The sequence below is a fragment of the Pseudomonas sp. DC3200b2 genome (assembly GCF_049895785.1).
Classification (GTDB): domain Bacteria; phylum Pseudomonadota; class Gammaproteobacteria; order Pseudomonadales; family Pseudomonadaceae; genus Aquipseudomonas; species Aquipseudomonas massiliensis.
In genome coordinates this window covers 733,933-750,227 of the sequence record NZ_JAFCTA010000002.1, presented here as the reverse complement: position 1 = coordinate 750,227, position 16,295 = coordinate 733,933, and the positions used below count along the sequence as shown (strand labels likewise).

At 64.7% G+C, this 16,295-nt stretch carries 15 protein-coding genes; 3 read left to right on the top strand and 12 right to left on the bottom strand.

The window, feature by feature from the left end; all coding sequences use genetic code 11:
• Positions 1 to 103: 103 nt before the first annotated feature.
• Positions 104 to 1,585 carry an alginate export family protein gene (locus tag ACP691_RS09145; protein WP_426199565.1) on the top strand — a complete coding sequence of 494 codons (1,482 nt, stop codon included), beginning with the start codon at positions 104 to 106 and terminating at the stop codon, positions 1,583 to 1,585.
• 33 nt (positions 1,586 to 1,618) lie between these two features.
• On the opposite strand, the gene ACP691_RS09140 is transcribed toward ACP691_RS09145, so the two are convergent.
• From ACP691_RS09140 to ACP691_RS09120, 5 genes are all read right to left on the bottom strand, one after another.
• Positions 1,619 to 2,569: an alpha/beta hydrolase gene (locus ACP691_RS09140; RefSeq protein ID WP_426199563.1), complete on the bottom strand. Its 951-nt coding sequence runs from the start codon at positions 2,567 to 2,569 to the stop codon at positions 1,619 to 1,621.
• A gap of 52 nt (positions 2,570 to 2,621) precedes the next feature.
• A complete protein-coding gene (locus ACP691_RS09135; protein ID WP_426199562.1) occupies positions 2,622 to 3,644 on the bottom strand; it encodes a transketolase family protein in 1,023 nt (340 codons plus the stop codon).
• Positions 3,641 to 4,489, bottom strand: a complete 849-nt coding sequence (locus ACP691_RS09130) for a transketolase (protein ID WP_426199560.1) — start codon at positions 4,487 to 4,489, stop codon at positions 3,641 to 3,643. The genes ACP691_RS09135 and ACP691_RS09130 overlap by 4 nt, the downstream gene beginning before the upstream one ends.
• A 17-nt stretch (positions 4,490 to 4,506) precedes the next feature.
• The gene (locus ACP691_RS09125) at positions 4,507 to 5,808 is read right to left on the bottom strand and encodes an MFS transporter (protein ID WP_426199558.1); all 1,302 of its coding nucleotides are present in this window, start codon (positions 5,806 to 5,808) and stop codon (positions 4,507 to 4,509) included.
• An 84-nt stretch (positions 5,809 to 5,892) separates the two neighbouring features.
• The gene (locus tag ACP691_RS09120) at positions 5,893 to 6,654 is read right to left on the bottom strand and encodes an SDR family NAD(P)-dependent oxidoreductase (protein ID WP_426199556.1); all 762 of its coding nucleotides are present in this window, start codon (positions 6,652 to 6,654) and stop codon (positions 5,893 to 5,895) included.
• A 173-nt stretch (positions 6,655 to 6,827) separates the two neighbouring features.
• On the opposite strand from ACP691_RS09120, the gene ACP691_RS09115 reads away from it, so the two are divergent.
• Positions 6,828 to 7,745 carry a LysR substrate-binding domain-containing protein gene (locus ACP691_RS09115; protein WP_426199555.1) on the top strand — a complete coding sequence of 306 codons (918 nt, stop codon included), beginning with the start codon at positions 6,828 to 6,830 and terminating at the stop codon, positions 7,743 to 7,745.
• A gap of 183 nt (positions 7,746 to 7,928) precedes the next feature.
• Here ACP691_RS09115 and ACP691_RS09110 read toward each other — a convergent pair whose 3' ends face one another.
• The 5 genes from ACP691_RS09110 to ACP691_RS09090 all read right to left on the bottom strand — a co-directional run bounded on the left by ACP691_RS09110 (position 7,929) and on the right by ACP691_RS09090 (position 12,474).
• Positions 7,929 to 9,068, bottom strand: a complete 1,140-nt coding sequence (locus ACP691_RS09110; protein ID WP_426199553.1) for an iron-containing alcohol dehydrogenase — start codon at positions 9,066 to 9,068, stop codon at positions 7,929 to 7,931.
• Positions 9,069 to 9,150: 82 nt separating this feature from the next.
• Positions 9,151 to 9,423 carry a DUF6555 family protein gene (locus ACP691_RS09105; protein ID WP_040263444.1) on the bottom strand — a complete coding sequence of 91 codons (273 nt, stop codon included), beginning with the start codon at positions 9,421 to 9,423 and terminating at the stop codon, positions 9,151 to 9,153.
• Positions 9,424 to 9,530: 107 nt separating this feature from the next.
• The gene (locus ACP691_RS09100; protein ID WP_426199551.1) at positions 9,531 to 10,331 is read right to left on the bottom strand and encodes a sulfite exporter TauE/SafE family protein; all 801 of its coding nucleotides are present in this window, start codon (positions 10,329 to 10,331) and stop codon (positions 9,531 to 9,533) included.
• A complete protein-coding gene (locus tag ACP691_RS09095) occupies positions 10,328 to 11,575 on the bottom strand; it encodes an NAD(P)/FAD-dependent oxidoreductase (RefSeq protein WP_426199550.1) in 1,248 nt (415 codons plus the stop codon). Before ACP691_RS09095 ends, ACP691_RS09100 begins: the two co-directional genes overlap by 4 nt.
• A complete protein-coding gene (locus ACP691_RS09090; RefSeq protein ID WP_426199548.1) occupies positions 11,572 to 12,474 on the bottom strand; it encodes an MBL fold metallo-hydrolase in 903 nt (300 codons plus the stop codon). The genes ACP691_RS09095 and ACP691_RS09090 overlap by 4 nt, the downstream gene beginning before the upstream one ends.
• 195 nt (positions 12,475 to 12,669) lie before the next feature.
• On the opposite strand from ACP691_RS09090, the gene ACP691_RS09085 reads away from it, so the two are divergent.
• Positions 12,670 to 13,944, top strand: coding sequence for a sigma-54 interaction domain-containing protein (locus ACP691_RS09085; RefSeq protein ID WP_426199547.1), 1,275 nt, complete (start codon positions 12,670 to 12,672; stop codon positions 13,942 to 13,944).
• 13 nt (positions 13,945 to 13,957) lie between these two features.
• On the opposite strand, the gene ACP691_RS09080 is transcribed toward ACP691_RS09085, so the two are convergent.
• Together ACP691_RS09080 and ACP691_RS09075 are read right to left on the bottom strand one after the other, a co-directional pair.
• A complete protein-coding gene (locus ACP691_RS09080; protein WP_426199545.1) occupies positions 13,958 to 14,389 on the bottom strand; it encodes a hypothetical protein in 432 nt (143 codons plus the stop codon).
• A 547-nt stretch (positions 14,390 to 14,936) separates the two neighbouring features.
• Positions 14,937 to 16,094, bottom strand: a complete 1,158-nt coding sequence (locus ACP691_RS09075; protein WP_426199543.1) for an alpha/beta hydrolase family protein — start codon at positions 16,092 to 16,094, stop codon at positions 14,937 to 14,939.
• Positions 16,095 to 16,295 lie beyond the last annotated feature (201 nt).

The following is a 16,295-nucleotide window of genomic DNA, read 5'->3' as shown; positions in this document are numbered from 1 at the left end:
ACCTTGCAAAAATGTTACACAGGCTATGCCGCTCGCTGGCGGAAGGCTATCATCGCCGCCGCGCTCGCGCGCCGCATAATCACAAGCCTGATAAGGAACGCAAATGAAGCAGTGGGTCACGGCCGGGGTCGGCCTTGGATGTTCTTTGGTCTGTGCGCTTCCCGCCTTGGCGGCGCAGCCAGACGGCACCCGGTTCGGCCTGGAGATCAAAGCCACCGCCCAGAGCGAGGGCGACCGTGACCTGGGCACCGCCGCCCATGGCGATGTCAATGGCTTTGGCCTGGACCTTCGTCCTTGGGCTGCCTTCCAGCGTGGTGCCTGGAGCGGCTATGTCCAGGCCCAGGCGGTGACGGCCACGGATATCGTGGAAACCGATACCCTGCAGCAGAACACCAGCGAATCCACCTCCAGCCGCGGCAACGACCGTCAGGCGGACAAGAGCTATCTCGCCTTGCGCGAGTTCTGGGTCGGCTACCGTGGGCTTACCGCGTATCCGGGAGAGTTGCTGAAATTCGGTCGTCAGCGCCTGCGCAACGATGACGGCCAGTGGCGTGATACTAATATCGAGGCCCTTGCCTGGACCTTCGACACCACCCTGCTCAAGGCCAACCTGGGCACTGCTCAGCGTTTCAGCGACTACCGCACCGACCTGAGCGAACTGGCCCCGACCGACAAGGACCGCCTGCACCTGTTCGGTGACGCCGCCTGGCAGTGGCGACCGGGACAGTGGATCGGCGTGCGTGCCCATCACAGCCGCGACAACGGCAACCTGGATTACGCGGCGGTGGGCCGTGCCAGCGACCCGCTGGACAAGACCGAGAACGGCGACCTGACCTGGTTCGGCCTCGAGGCCAGCAGCGATGCCTACCGTACCCGCGGCAACACCAATACCCTGAACTATTGGGCCAGCGTCACGGGCCTGAAGGGCACCCGCGAGAAGGTCAATAGCCTGGACAGCACCGGCAACCTGCCGAGCGAGCGCAGCAGCAGCGATCACCTCAGTGGCTGGGCCACTGACCTTGGCCTGCGCCTGCGCCTGGACCCTTCCTGGCAGGTCGGCGCGGCCTACGCCCGCGCCAGTGGTGACTACGAGCAGAACGGCCTGCAGAGCAACCGCTCGACCTTTACCGGCACCACGTCCCGGGTACATCGTTTTGGCGAAGCCTTCCGGGGTGACTTCAGCAATATCCAGAGCGCCACGCTGTTCGGCTCCTGGAACCTGCGTGAAGACTACGACGCCAGCCTGGTGTATCACCGCTTCTGGCGCGTCGACGGGGACAAGGCGATCACCAGTCGCGGGGTAACGGCCTACGATAACGACTACGATGACGCCACCGGCGCGCTCTTGTCTTCCAGCAGCCTGCCACTGCGCGACGGCGAGAAGGACCTGGGGCAGGAAATGGACCTGGTGGTGACCCGTTACTTCAAGCAGGGGCTGTTGCCAGCAGGCCTGAGCCAATCATTGGATGAGCCCTCGGCGCTGGTCCGCCTGCGCGGCGGCGTCTTCAAGCCCGGCGATGCCTACGGCAGCCGGGTGGACAGCTACATGCACCGGGCCTTCGTGGATGTGATCTGGCGGTATTGATCCGGAGCAGCCCGCCTGGCGGCGGCTGCCCCGTCATGGGCGAACGATGGGCACTGTCAGCATGCGCTGCAGTGCCCGGCTCACATCGTTGTGGCACTGGTCGCTCAAGGTCCCGGGGTATTGATCGAACATGTGCGGCACTCCGGGATACACATGCAGTTCGACGGGTATGCCGGCCCGGGATAGCTTCACGCCGTAGGCCAAATCTTCTTCCAGAAACAGGTCCAAGGCACCGACGCAGATGAAGGTGGCGGGTAACCCGTCCAGGCGCTGAGCCAATGCGGGTGAGTACCAGCCTCTGTGAAGGTCAGCCAGGGGGTGCTCGCCCCGGTAGCAGGCCCAACAGAACTGATTGGCTGGTGCGTCCCAGCTGAACGTGCCGGTGCTGGAGTTGACGGCGGTGTCGGGCTGGCCGGTGCGGTGGTCAAGCATGGGGTACACCAGTACGCAGCCGCAAAGAGCATGAATGCCTCGGTCGCGGACCAGGAGCGCCAGGCCCGCGGCCAGGCCCCCGCCGGCGCTGTGGCCCATGAGGGCTACCCTGGTCGGGTCCACGCCAAGCTCAGCGCTGTGGTCGAATAGCCAAGCCAGGCCGGCATGGCAGTCTTCCAAAGGGATGGGAAAAGGGTGTTCCGGGGCCAGGCGATAATCTACAGCCACGATCAGCACGCCCAGGTCCGTGGCCAGATCAGCCAGGTAATCGTCCTGCATTTCCGGACAGCCCAGCACGAAACCGCCTCCATGAAGGTAAAGCACGGCGGCCAGCCCTTGCTCGCCAGGCTCGCACATCGGCCAATACAGGCACAGCCGCAGCGATTCAGAGCCCGTAGTGATCCAGCGCTGCTCGGCCCGGGACTGGGCCGCCGGTTTGAACTCGGCGTGGACCCGAGCACGGATGGCCGGCAGGTTGGCCATGCTCCAGTGGCTGTGCGTTTCATTCTGGAAAAAGCGGTAGTCCGGGTGCAGCAGATCAGCGGGGTTCATGCCTGGGTCATTCCTGTGGGGCGGGCGCTGCCGCGCCCGCAAGCCTTGGAGGCTACAGCCATGCCTTGATCTGCGCGCTCACCGCGATGGTGGAAATCCCGTAGCGGTCGTGCAAGGTGGGGAGGGCGCCAGCGTCCAGGAAGGCATCGGGCAAGGCGATCTGGCGGAAGGTGGGCGTTACGCCGTTACGCAACAGCAATCCCGCTACGGCTTCACCGAGACCGCCGACAATGGAGTGGTTCTCGGCGGTAACCACGAGCCGCCCGGGCTTGCGGGCCTCGGCCAGGATGGCCTGCTCGTCCAGCGGCTTGATCGTAGGCACATGTAGCACGGCCACGTCTACGCCATCGGCCTGCAAGGCCTTGGCGCTTTCCAGGGCGCGCATGGTCATCAGGCCGGTCGAGATGACCAACACGTCCCTGCCGGTACGCAGCGTCTTGGCCTTGCCCAGTTCGAATCGGTAGCCGTACTCGTCCAGCACCAGCGGTACGTTGCCTCGCAGCAGACGCATATAAACCGGGCCTTGATGCGCGGCAATGGCCGGCACGGCCTGTTCAATTTCCAAGGCATCGCAGGGGTCGACGATCATGAGGTTGGGCATGGCCCGGAAGATCGCCAGGTCATCGGTGGCCTGATGGCTTGGTCCGTAGCCCGTGGTCAGGCCGGGCAGGCCGCAGACGATCTTGACGTTGAGGTTTTCCTCGGCGATCGCCATGCAGATGAAGTCATAGGCCCGTCGGGAGGCGAATACCGCATAGGTGGTGGCGAAGGGCAAGAACCCCTCGCGGGCCATGCCCGCCGCCGCGCTCATCAGCAGCTGCTCGGCCATGCCCATCTGGTAGAAGCGATCCGGGTGCGCCTTGGCGAAGATATGCAGGTCGGTGTACTTGGAGAGGTCGGCGCTTAGGCCAACGATTTCAGGGTGCTCCTGGGCCAGGGCCGCCAGGGCGTGGCCGAAGGGCGCTGGCCGGGTAGCCTGCCCCTCGGCGGCGATGGAAGCGATCATGGCCGAGGTAGTGAGCTTTTTCTTCGGGGCGGCAGCCTGGGAGGTGCTGCGTTCGTTCACGGTGTTCATGCGTGTTTACCTTCTTCCAGGTGGTTCAGGGCCAGGTCCCACTCGTGCTCATCAACCCGGATGAAATGGGTTTTTTCCCGCGATTCAAGGAAGGGCACGCCCTTTCCCATGCGGGTGTCGCAGATAATGACCCGGGGCTGGGCGCCAGGGTGTTGGCGGGCGGCGTCGAACGCGGCCACCAGGGCGTTCAGGTCGTTGCCATCCACTCGCTGGGTGAACCAGCCGAAGGCCTGCCAGCGGTCCACGATGGGCTCGAAGGCCAGTACCTCGCTGGAATAGCCGTCGGCTTGCTGGTTGTTCACGTCGATGATGGCGATGAGGTTGTCCAGCTTCCAATGAGAGGCCGACATGGCCGCTTCCCAGGTGGAGCCTTCGTTGAGTTCGCCGTCGGACAGCAGGTTGTAGACGAATGAGTCCGAGCCCTTGCGCTTGAGCCCCAGGCAAGCCCCGACGGCAATGCCCAGGCCATGGCCCAGGGAGCCGCCAGTGATTTCCATGCCAGGGGTGTAGGCTGCCATGCCTGACATGGGCAAGCGACTATCATCGGAGCCGTAGGTTTCCAGCTCGTCCAGGGGGATCACCTGGGCCTCGATCAGAGCTGCGTACAGGGCTATGGCGTAATGCCCGATGGACAGGTAAAAGCGGTCACGGCCTTCCCATTCCGGGTCTTCCGGGCGGTAATCCATCGCATGGAAGTAGGCCACCGCCAGCAGGTCGGCGGCGCCCAGGGCCTGGCCGACATAGCCCTGGCCCTGGACCTGGCCCATGCGCAGGGCGTGACGGCGGATGTTATGGGCGCGCTCGACCAAGCTCAGGCCTGGTGTTTGTACAAGGGTAGCGGTCATGGTGGTAACTCCAATACTCAGCGGTTGACCGAAGCGGCGGGAATGCGCAGGACCAGCGTGGCACCCACGCAAAGCACGCCTGTGATCAGGTACATGCCAATGGCGCTGGAGCCCGTCGCGGTGGTCACCCAGCCAATCAGATAGGGCGAGCAGAAGCCGGCCAGGTTGGCGAAGCTGTTGATGCCCGCGATGCCCGCCGCGGCGGAAACGCCGCCCAGCAAGGTGGTAGGCAGCATCCAGAACAGTGATGAAGCGGACAACACACCGGCGGCCGCCAGGCACAGGCTAAGCACGGACAGCACCAGGTTGTTCCCTAGCCAGGCGGCCAGCGCCAGGCCGACCGCGCCGGCGATCATCGGTAGCACCAGATGCCAGCGGCGCTCCTGATGCTTGTCGCCGCTGCGCCCCATCAACAACATGGCAACGATGGCGCAAACGTACGGCAGGGTCGTGATCACACCTATGCGCGAAGGGTCGGCCACCCCGGCGTTGCGGATCAGCGTCGGCAGCCAGAAGGTCACCGCGTACTGGCCCATCACCACGCAGAAGTAGATGGCTGCCAGCAACCAGAGCCGCTTGTCGCGGATAAAGGCCCCCACTGAGGCATGCGTGACCTTGCGGCTGTTGTCTTCGGCCAGTTCGCTGCTGACCAGGGCTTTTTCATCCTCGGTCAGCCAACTGGCCTGGTGCACGCCGTCCTTGAGATAGGCCAGTACCGCCAGCCCGACGACCACGGTTGGAATGGCCTCGATCACGAACATCCATTGCCACCCGGCCCAGCCATGGAAGCCTTGGAAATTGGCCATGATCAAGCCGGACAGCGGCCCGCCGATCATCCCGGACAGTGGAATGGCGATGAACCAGAGCACTGTCATGCGGGCACGGCGATAGGAAGGGAACCAGTAGGTCAGGTACAGCAACAGCCCGGGGGCCAGGCCGGCTTCAGCGACGCCCAGGAGAAAGCGCAGGGCATAGAACTGCCAGGCGGTTTCGACGAAGGCGAACATGGCCGAGATGATGCCCCAGGAAATCATGATGCGGGCAATCCAGCGCCGCGCGCCAACCCGATGCAAGATCAGGTTGCTGGGGACCTCGCAGAGGAAGTAGCCCAGGAAGAACACCCCGGCGCCAAGTCCGTAGACGGTCTCGCTCAGGGCCAGATCGTTCATCATCTGCAGCTTGGCGAAGCCGACGTTGACCCGGTCAAGGTAGGCGCAGAGGTAGCACAGCATGAGGAACGGCATCAGCCGCCAGGCGGTCTTGCGGTAAGCGTTGGAACGCACGGCCGACGCTGCCGTGAGGGGCATGGTTGTCAACATGATGGTCGGGTCTCTTGTTGTTATTGACCTGGGCGACCGGCCCAGGACGCTTTGCGCCATGCCGGGCGAAGCCGGCCTAGCGGATCAGTGGATCAGCATTCCTCCGTTCACGTCCAGGGTCACGCCAGTGAGGTAGGCGGACAGGTCGCTGGCCAGGAAGAGGGCGGCGTTGGCCACGTCCTGGGCGGCCCCCAGGCGGCCCAGCGGAATGCCTTCGATAATGGCGTGGCGGCGGTCATCCTGCATCAGGCCGCCGGTGATGTCGGTCTGGATCAGGCCGGGCGCGATGGAGTTGACCCGCACGTTGTCCGCGCCGAACTCCCGCGCCATCGCCTTGCCCAGGCCCAGTACCCCGGCCTTGGCCGCGCTGTAGTGAGGGCCGCCGAAGATACCGCCGCCGCGCTGGGCCGACACCGATGACATGCAGACGATGCTGCCGGCCTTCTGCGCCCGCATGCTGGGGAGTACCGCCTGGGACATCAGCAGGGTGCCACGCAGGCTGACGTCCAGCACCTTGTCGTAGTCGGACGGGCGGATGTCCAGCGTCTTGATGGGTTGTGTGATACCGGCGTTATTGACCAGTACGTCCACCCGGCCGAAGTGCTCCAGGACCCGAGCGACGGCCTGGTGTACACCGGCTTCGTCCGCGACGTTGGCGGCCAGGCCCAGGTGGCCTTCACCGAGGGTAGCGGCGGCATCACGAGCGGCGGCTTCGTCGAGGTCGATGATGACCACTTTGGCGCCGTGCTGGGCAAAGGTCAGGGCGGTAGCGCGACCGATGCCACGCTCGGATGCGGCGCCAGTGATGATTGCGACTTTGTCTTGCAGTAAACCTTCGACAGGCATGGGGGCATCCTCTGATTATTGTTGTGGGTCGAGCCATGAAACGTTGACTCAGGGTGAGCTCCATCCGCCTGATGAGCCATGCCGCAACCTTCATTGAGTGCTGAAAAAAATTCATGCCTTGGCGCTGAGCGAGTGATTCAATAGCCGCACCCCTAGCACCCAGGAAGCTCTTTATGCCGACCCAGGACCAGCCCACCCCAGAGCTACCCCCACTCAAGGCCATCCAGGCATTCGAGCAGGCCGCCCGTTTCGGCAACCTGGCCCGGGCCGCGGAGGTGCTGGGGCTGACGCCCTCGGCGGTCAGCCATCAATTGGCCAAGCTCGAAGCCCTGGTCGGCCGCCCCTTGTTCGTGCGCGCCGCGCGGGGCGTGTCGCTGACGCCGGTAGGGGAGCAGTATTTACGTGATGTGAGCGGTGTCTTGCACAGCCTGACCGTAGCCACCGAGCGGGCCGCCAGCGACCTGAGCCTGGACTGCCTGCGGCTGCACTCGGCGCCCAGCTTCGGCCTGCTGTGGCTGATGCCTCGGCTGGAGGCGTTTCGCCTGGCCCATCCGGACATCCAGATCAGCCTCTCGTGTTCTTATGAATCCCTCCATTTCAGCCGAGACCAGATCGACGTCGACATCCGCCACGGCGCGCCCAACTGGCCCAGCTATGAAGTACGCACGCTGCGCCATGAAACCTTCGCGGTGCTCGCATCGCCCAGGCTGCTCGCCCGACGCCCGGTGGCTACCGCCCTGGACCTGCTAGGCAGTGACCTGATCCTATCGGAAGCCACGCTGTTGCGATGGCCTGAATGGTTTGCCCAGCACGGACTGGCGCGGCCCGAAAAGCCCTATGCACTGAGTTTCGACCGCTCCTACATGACCCTGGAAGCCGCCAGCCACGGACTAGGCTTCGCCTTGGAAAGCATGTTGCTGGCGCAGAAATACGTTGCCTGCGGAGCCTTGGTGGAGGTAATGCCTGAAGCTTTTACCGCCCCGGTGGCGGCTCACCACCTGGTGTTTCCAAGGGCCCATTCGAGCTTTCCAAGGGTGCGTCGTTTCCTTCAGTGGATGGAAACCGAGATGGGCCATGGCTTTGCGTTCTGAGGCAGACGCTCTCGGCGCTGAAGGAGGCAGTGAAACTGCCGAATGACAAACATCCGAGCAGCTCCACGATTGGGGCTCAGTTCACACTGTGGGAGGCAGCGAAGCTGCCGAATGGCCAACACTTCTCAGCGGCTATTCCCCAGCTGGCGCTGGGTCCTACCAAGTACTCTTTCGGTTGAGAACTCACAGAACCTGCCGATACAGCGCCAGCGCATCGTCGAACGCCAACGGCCGAGGATTGTTCACCAGCAGGCGGGTCTGCTTCATGGCGTCTTCTGCCAGTTGCGGCAGGTCCCTCTCGCCGATGCCCACCTCGCCCAGGCGAGTAGGCAGGCCCAGGCGGCCGGGCAGCTCGCTGAGCCAGCGGATCAAGCCGTCGGCGCCAGCTACGCCCCCAGGCAAGAGCGTGGCCAGCTCTGCGTAGCGGTCCGCGCAATGGCTGGCGTTGAAGCTCAGCACGGCCGGGAGTACCAGTGAATTGGAGAGCCCATGGGGCACGTGGAAGCGAGCGCCCACCGGATAGGCCAGGGCATGTATGGCCGCCACCGGTGAATTGGCGAAGGCCATGCCCGCCAGGGTGGCGCCGAACAGCATCGCTTCCCGCGCCTGCAGGTCGCTGCCGTTGGCGCAAGCGGTTTCAATATGGTGGCTGAGCAGGCGCAGGGCTTCCCGGGCCAGGCAGTCGGACATGGGGTTTTTCAAGCGAGCGCCGGTATAGGCCTCGATGGCGTGGACCATGGCATCGATACCTGTAGCCGCCGTGCCCTTGGTGGGCAGCCCCAGGGTAAGGGTGGCGTCGAGCACGGCGCTGTCGGGCAGCAACCAGGGAGATACCACGCCCTTTTTCTCTCCCTCGCCAGTGGTGACGATGGCCACCGGGGTCACTTCCGAGCCGGTGCCCGCGGTGGTGGGCAGCAATATCAGCGGCAAGCGAGGGCCGCTGGCCTGATTCACCCCATACAGCTGGCTCAGCGGCTGGGAACCGCCGGCCAGCAAGGCGGTGAGCTTGGCGACATCCATGGGGCTGCCGCCACCGATGCCGATCACGCCCTGCACGCTGGCTTGGCGAGCCAGGCTGGCGGCGGCTTCCACCGTGGCGGCGCTGGGGTCGGCCTCTACCTCCAGAAAAAGCTCCACCATCACGCCGCAGGCCTCCAGGCTTGCCAAGGCAGGTGCCAGCAGGCCCAGGCCATGGACGCCCCGGTCCGAAACCAGCAGCACCCGTGTCAGGCCCTCACGCCGGGCCCGCTCACCCAGGCGCTGCGCCCCGCCCTGCGCAACCTCAAGGGTTTTTACGTTCTGGAACACAAAGGGCTGGGTCATGGCTGCGGTCCTTGTTGTTATGAAAAAGCCCCGGCCAAAGAGACCGAGGCTTTTCATTCAAGCACAGCTGTAGCGGCAGGGCTCAGCCGGTGGCGCGATCGACCACAGGCGCCTGTTCTGGTGGCTGCATGCCGGCAGCACGCCAGCGGACCTCGGTGATACCGAACTTTTCCGCCATGGGCTTGGACGTGCGCTTGATCTTGTCGTGACGATGACGTGGGATATGCCCCACGCCAGCATCGCAACTCGCCCAATGCCACGCTTCGGCGTTGTCCATACGGTCGAGGCGAATCACGAAACTCTTGGGCGCGCCATGGAGGCGATAGTCGATGACGAATAGCGTTGGCGTAGGCATGTGCAATCAGTCCCCTTGATCATTACCGACTTAACGGAGCCTTCAAGGGCGCGCAAAATTCCATCGAATTTACTAACGGTACAGTTTGCTCCGATATACGGCAAAAATCAGGCGAAAAAGTGGCATCGTGCCAGTAATGCCAGGGCTGCCAGCATCCCGATCACGGCAAACAGTTTCTGCAGCAGGGGCCCGCCCAGACGCGGCGCCAACCAGCGTCCGAGCACCAGCCCAGCTACCGCTCCCGAAGCGAAGGGCAGGGCAATGTCGACCGGTACGTGACCACTGGCCACACTGCCCGTGCCCGTGGCCAAGGCGACCAGCGCGATCACCGCCAGGGAGGTGGCTACGATGCTGTCCATCTCTAGGTCAGTGAAACGACGCAGGGCCGGAACGATGACAAAGCCGCCGCCGACCCCGAGCAGGCCGGACAATAGCCCCGCCAGCCCACCGGTGATCGCCAGTGCGCGGGCGCAGGGTAGGGTCCAGTGCAAGCGGCCGGAATTCGGGTCCAGATGGCAAGGGCAGGGCGCCCGGACGCGCGCTTCGTTGCCGGCGCCGCGCCACAGCCGCAGGCTCACCCAGGCCTGGACCACGCAGAAACAGAGCGCCAAGGGCAAGGCGGGCAGGCGGTGGCCCAGCCACAAGCCGACAGGTGCAATGGCCACCCCACAGGCGGCGATCAGCCCTGCCGCACGGTAGCGGACCATGCCCTGCCGCAGACCTATGAGGGCGCCCAGGCCAGCAGCCAGGCCCACGGCCAGCAATGCGATAGGGGCTGCTGACGCGATGCCCAGGCCCAATCCGAATACCAGCAAGGGCAGGGCAAGCACGCCGCCCCCGGCGCCGGTCAGGCCCAGGACAAGCCCCGCCAGGCCGCCGAGGGCCCCCGCCAAGGGTACAGGACTCACGCTGGATCCGCCGTGGTAGGCCGGGCCAGCCATTCATGGCCCTTGAGCATGCCATGCCAGTACAGCCAGGGTAGCCCTTTGGCCTTGAGCCACCAGGCCAGCCGGCTGGGCTCCGTGCCCTTGATCAACCATTGAGGGAACGAGGGCGCCAGGGTGCCGCCGTAGCCGAACTCGGCCAGCACGATACGCCCACGCTCAACGGTGAGCGGGCAGGCGCCATAGCCATCGTAGCTGGCCGGCCCCTGGGCCTCGCCCAACGCTGCCGCCACGTTGTGCGCTACTACAGGCGCCTGCTTGCGTGCCGCTGCGACCGTCTTGGCGTTGCTGGTGCCAATCGCATCACCCAGGCCGTGGATATTGGCGTAGCGGCGGTGGCGCAGGCTGTGCGGGTCAACGTCGAGCCAGCCCGCCGTGTCGGCCAGTGGACTTTGTCGTAGGACGTCCGGGGCGCATTGCGGCGGTACCACGTGGAGCATGTCGAAGCGGCGCTCTTGCTGAAGGGTTCGGCCCTCTTCGTCGGTGACCTCGAAAAGGGCCTGCCGGCTCGGGCCGTCCACCGCCACCAGCCGATGGCGCAGGCACAGGTCCACCCCGTAGCGGTCAATGTAGCGGCGCAGCGCCGGAACATAGGCGGGGACACCGAACAAACTCGGGTTGGCAGTGAGAAATTCCGCTTTCACCGCGCCGAGGCGATTTTTACGCCGCCAGTGGTCGCAGGCCAGATAAAGGGCTTTCTGGGGCGCCCCCGCGCACTTGATCGGCATGCCGGGCTGAGTGAACAGCGCGCGGCCCTGCTTGAGGGCCCGGGTCAGTTCCCAGGTATAGGGCGCAAGGTCGTAGCGGTAGTTGGAGGTCACACCGTTTTGGCCCAGGGTGGAGGGCAGGCCGTCGATGGCGGCCCAGTCCAGCTTCAGGCCGGGGCAAAGGATCAATTGCCGGTAACTCACTTGGCCATGGCCGGCTATTTGAAGCCGGTTGTGCTCGGGCTCGAAGCCGGTGACCGCGGCGGGCAGCCATTTGGCGCCCCGGGGGATCAGGGTCGCGGTTTTTCGCCGGGTACTGGCCTGATCGAAGACGCCCGCGCCTACCAGGGTCCAGCCGGGCTGATAGAAGTGCTCTTTGGCCGGGTCTACCAGCAGCAGGTCCAGGTCGGGGATGCGCTTGAGCAGGCTGGCGGCGGTTGCCAGGCCGGCGGCGCCAGCGCCGACGATGACCACGTCGTGGCTGAGGTTGGGTTCGCTCATGGGGCGTCCTTGAGAAGGTTCAGGGGAATGCTCAGATAACGCACGCCATTGGCTTGCGGCGCGGGCAAGCGGCCGGCTCGTACGTTGACCTGTACGGCCGGGAGCATCAGCGCTGGCATGCCGAGCGTTGCATCGCGTTGCTGGCGCAGGGCCACGAAGCTGGCTTCGTTGGGGCAGGCTTGCAGGTGCAGATTGTGGGCACGCTGTTCGGCGACGCTACTGCGCCACACCAGGGCGCGCCCGTTAGGCCGGTAGTCGTGGCAAAGCAACAGCTGGGTGTGCCCGGGCAGGCTCAGCAAGCGCTGGATCGAGTGGTACAGGCAGGCCGCGCTCGCACCAGGGAAATCGCAGCGCGCGGTGCCATAGTCCGGACTGAACAAGGTGTCTCCTACGAACGCCAGGGGCGCATCCGAGCCGTCCAGCACGTAGCTGACACAGGCCGGGGTATGCCCCGGCGTGTGCAGTACTCTTAGGTTGAGCCGGCCCACCTGAAAGCGATCCTCGTCCGCGAACAGCCGATCGAAGGGGCGACCCTCCAGGCCATGACCATCGGCAGAGGGAAACCAGCGTTCGAAGGTCGCTTGTACCTGGCCTATCCGGTCACCAATGCCGATGCTTCCGCCAAGCGCCTGCTGGAGGTAGCTGGCAGCGGTCAAGTGATCGGCATGGACATGGGTTTCCAGGATCCAGGCCAGTCGGCCGCCCAGCTCCTGCACCCGCGCGACCAGGCGATCAGCGCTGGTAGTGTCGGTATGGCCAGTCGCCGGATGGTAGTCCAGCACCGGGTCCACCACGGCGCAGGCCTGAGTGGTCCGGTCCAGCAAGAGATAACTGAGGGTAGAGGTAGCCGGGTCGAAGAACGCTTCCAGCCGGTAGCTCTCTGTTTCAATGAAATCCATAAAGGCCCTGTCGGCGAAGCCGGTGATACAGCGGGGTGTCAAGAAGCGTGCCACCCTCGGTAGTGGGCGATAGCCCCGAGCCGCCAGGGTAAAGGAGCAGGGCTGTGACAAGGACTGCCAGCAGCTTGGCAGAACGCTGGCAGTCAGTGGCAGTTGTTGGCAGTATGAGCGCTCGCTCATCCAGACACCGCCGCAATGACCTTCGACCCCTTAGCACTGAGTGCCTACCTGGAGCACGACCCTTTGCCCGCCATTGTGCTGGACCTGGACTACCGCATAGTGGCCGCCAACCCGGCCTATCGACGCCAGTTCGGTGTGCAGGGCAGCGCGCCCTTGGGCCAGCGCTGCCATCAGGTTTCCCATGGCTACAGCGTGCCCTGTGACCGGGCCGGGGAGCATTGCCCCATGCGCAAGGCTCGGGAAAGCGGCCTGCCGGAACGGGTGCTTCATGTTCATCACACGCCACGTGGCCCGGAGCATGTAGATGTGGAGCTGCGCCCGCTGCTGTCGCCGCAAGGCGTTGTGATCGGCTATGTGGAGCGGCTGCGTTCCTTGGCGGTGGCCGCCGCGCAACCAAGCGAGCATGGCCTGGTGGGCAGGGCGCCTGCGTTCCAGCGGGCCCTGGCGGACCTGGAGCGCGCCGCGCCCTCACAGATCCCCGTGCTGTTGCTGGGAGAATCCGGCACCGGCAAGGAGCTGTTCGCCCGCGCCCTGCATGCCTCCAGCCCCAGGGCCAACGGGCCGCTGGTGGTAGTGGACTGTACCGGACTGAGCGAAACCCTCTTCGAAAGCGAACTGTTCGGCCATGAGAAAGGGGCCTTCACCGGCGCCGCGACGCGCAAGACCGGGCTGGCCGAAGCGGCTCATGGCGGTACCTTGTTCCTGGACGAAATCGGCGAAGTGCCGCTGGCCACCCAAGCCAAGCTGTTGCGCCTGATCGAGTCAGGCAGCTTTCGCCCGGTGGGCAGCCTGCGCACCCTGCATGCGGATTTCCGCCTGGTGGCCGCCACCCACAAGCCGCTGGAACAGATGGTCGCCGCCGGCAGCTTCCGCCAGGACCTTTACTATCGCATCAACGCCTTCACCCTTCGCTTGCCCGCCTTGCGCGAGCGAGTCGAGGACTTGCCCCTGCTGATCGACAGCCTGTTGCGCCGCAGCGGCGACGGCGCCGCCTGGCGAGTGGACCCCGACGCCATGGCCTGGCTGCGCGGCCATGCCTACCCGGGCAATATTCGTGAGCTGCGCAACCTGCTCGAACGGGCCCGGCTGCTGGCCAGTGATGGGGTAATCCGCCGCCGCGACCTGCCGGAAGGTACGGGCCCCGTCCCTTCGCCACAGGGCGAACGCGATGCGCTGGCCAGGGCCGTCGCCAGTTTCAGCGGCTCGCGCAAGGCCCTGGCCGCGCATCTGGGCATGAGCGAGCGGACCCTGTATCGACGTCTCAAGGCCCTGGGGCTGGAGCTGTCCTGACGGCTGGCAGGCTTCAGGCCTCGACCGGCTTTTGTAGCAACCAGGCACCCTCGTGCTCGCGCACCAGGCCACTGGCGGTCAACAAGGGAAGCAGGCGCGGGTGCAACTCGGATTCGACGAAACCTTGCACCGCCGCCAGGTCCAGCGCGCCGCTCAGCGGCAGCTCTTGCTTGGTGTAGGACAGCCAGGCTTTCTTCAGCACCAGCAATACATCGCTGGCACTGGTATTGGCGAAGCGCCGGTGGCCTTGGCCGTCCGGGAAAACGAAGGTGTGCCGGTGGCTGTAGCCTGTTTCGTCTCCACCGGCCTGGCCGCACCGGACGCAAGAGCAGGCCCCCTCACCGAAGGCCTCGCGCAGGTAGGCGTTGAAATCGACCACAGGCTTGAGGGACAGGCGCTTGTCCACTTCGAAGAGGTCGGCGGTGAGTTTCTCGAGGGTGGACAAAAAGGCCTCCGGAGGGTGTAGGTATGGGCCGGGCACCTTAGCAGAGCTGTTCGAAGGCTGTAAGGGCCGGGGGGATGTAGCTGGTCGGTGTGTGGCCTCGGAAGGCCGGTGCGTCAGCTGCCGCTGACTTCACCGATTGAACTGAACCGCTGATGTCGATATGGGCAAGTGTCAGTTCAAGCGTCCGGGCCCGTTTGCTCAGCGCTGAGTTCAAACTGTCGATGCTAGAGCGAATGTGGCGCGAGAGCTTGTCTTTGCGCCAGGTCGTGGCGATTTTCAAACCCTGCACTTACTGAGCGCAGCCATCGAGCGAATACATCGGCTAATACAATCATGATCGGATCAAGATAAGCCTGGGCGGCTTCGATCCCTGTAGCGTACAGGGCTCAGGCTGCGACAGGCTAACTACTGAAATGTCCAACAAATAGGGTTCAGTTCATCAGGTGGGAGCTAGCGGCAGCTAGCGAACCTTGCTCAATGGCAGATACGCTGCAAAGGCGAACCTTTAGTAGCGCTAACGCGCAACGAGCCATACCCACAACGCCCCTCAACCCACCCGCCCACCCAACACCTCAGCCACCCAATCAGCGATGTAGTGCCCGGCATTGATGCTGTTGTCGAAGCTGGAATGCTGCACGCCGCCCTCTCGCTCGGTGAAGATCTTCAGCTCTCGCCGTGGGCTGTTCACCAGTTGTTCGTAGGTGCGATGCGCCCATTTGAGCGGGATTTGTGAATCCTTGGAGCCGTGGGTAACGAGGAAGGCCACCTGGATACGGTCCAGGATGCCGTCCAGGTGTACCTGCTCGGCGATGGTCATGAATTCGTCCATGTCTTTGGCGCCCCATACCCAACGCACGTGGGCCCAGTAATGAGGCACGGGGAAATCACCTTCCTTTTCCAGGCGACGCTTCTGCACGTCCCGCCAGTCATGGTTGGCACCCCACACCACGCCGCAGGCGAAGCGCGGTTCGAAGGCCACTGCCCGTGGGCAGTAGTAGCCGCCCAGGGAAACCCCTTCCATCCCGATGCGCTTGGGGTCCACATCCTGGCGGGTTTCCAGCCAGTCCACCACGCGGCTGGCCCAATGTTCGCTGTCGTAGCGTGCCGTCAGGTTATGCAGCCGCAGCGCCTCGCCAGTGCCGGGCTGGTCGATGATCAATGAGGACACGCCGCGCTTGGCCAGCCAGGCCGGCAGGCCCACCCGGTATTTCATCTCCTTGGTGGAGTCCAGGCCGTTGACCTGAACCAGTAGCGGCGCCGGCCCGCTGACGCCTTCGGCGCGCACCAGCAGGCCGGACAGGTGGGCGCCCTCGTAGGGGATCTCCACCCGTTCGCAGTTTTCCCGCGACAGGTCCACGCCCCGGGCGAAGGTGGCCAGGAAGCGCCGGTACAGCTCAGCGCGGCCCGGCGCGCCATGGGCCTGAAGCCGCTCGCAGGTCAGGTAATAGGTGGCGGCGCGGTTGTATTTCTCCCCCGCGGACAGCATGCGCCCCGCGGCTTCGTCTTCCTCGGCCAAGCCGCACAGCTTGTCGGCCATGTTCGCCCAGGTCTCGCGGAAGGCTTCGGTGCCGGCCTTGTCAGGCTGCTTGGCGGCCTCCTGCAAGGGGGCGCACATCTCTTCGATCTCGCCCATGCGGGCGCCCATCTCGATGGCCAGGTCCACCGACAGGTTCCAGACGTAGTTGGTGGGGAAGTACTTGAACATGCTTGTTGTCCTTGTGGGTTCAAACCTGGGCGCACCCTAATCAGCCAGCGGAGCGCAGGGCCAATCGAATGTGGGGATGGGAGGTATCGCGCTATCCACTAGGTGAGCTATCTCGCTCGCTGATAGCTCCTATCCCGACACACGATTGGTCACCCGCGCCATGACGCTTCAGGCTCTGGTCCCACTCGGCCCAGGCCGATA

Coding starts and splice junctions, on each gene's coding strand:
- ACP691_RS09145 (WP_426199565.1), top strand. CDS start 104: ATGAAGCAGTGGGTCACGGCCGGGGTCGGCCTTGGATGTTCTTTGGTC.
- ACP691_RS09140 (WP_426199563.1), bottom strand. CDS start 2,569: ATGAACCCCGCTGATCTGCTGCACCCGGACTACCGCTTTTTCCAGAAT.
- ACP691_RS09135 (WP_426199562.1), bottom strand. CDS start 3,644: ATGAACACCGTGAACGAACGCAGCACCTCCCAGGCTGCCGCCCCGAAG.
- ACP691_RS09130 (WP_426199560.1), bottom strand. CDS start 4,489: ATGACCGCTACCCTTGTACAAACACCAGGCCTGAGCTTGGTCGAGCGC.
- ACP691_RS09125 (WP_426199558.1), bottom strand. CDS start 5,808: ATGTTGACAACCATGCCCCTCACGGCAGCGTCGGCCGTGCGTTCCAAC.
- ACP691_RS09120 (WP_426199556.1), bottom strand. CDS start 6,654: ATGCCTGTCGAAGGTTTACTGCAAGACAAAGTCGCAATCATCACTGGC.
- ACP691_RS09115 (WP_426199555.1), top strand. CDS start 6,828: ATGCCGACCCAGGACCAGCCCACCCCAGAGCTACCCCCACTCAAGGCC.
- ACP691_RS09110 (WP_426199553.1), bottom strand. CDS start 9,068: ATGACCCAGCCCTTTGTGTTCCAGAACGTAAAAACCCTTGAGGTTGCG.
- ACP691_RS09105 (WP_040263444.1), bottom strand. CDS start 9,423: ATGCCTACGCCAACGCTATTCGTCATCGACTATCGCCTCCATGGCGCG.
- ACP691_RS09095 (WP_426199550.1), bottom strand. CDS start 11,575: ATGAGCGAACCCAACCTCAGCCACGACGTGGTCATCGTCGGCGCTGGC.
- ACP691_RS09090 (WP_426199548.1), bottom strand. CDS start 12,474: ATGGATTTCATTGAAACAGAGAGCTACCGGCTGGAAGCGTTCTTCGAC.
- ACP691_RS09085 (WP_426199547.1), top strand. CDS start 12,670: ATGACCTTCGACCCCTTAGCACTGAGTGCCTACCTGGAGCACGACCCT.
- ACP691_RS09075 (WP_426199543.1), bottom strand. CDS start 16,094: ATGTTCAAGTACTTCCCCACCAACTACGTCTGGAACCTGTCGGTGGAC.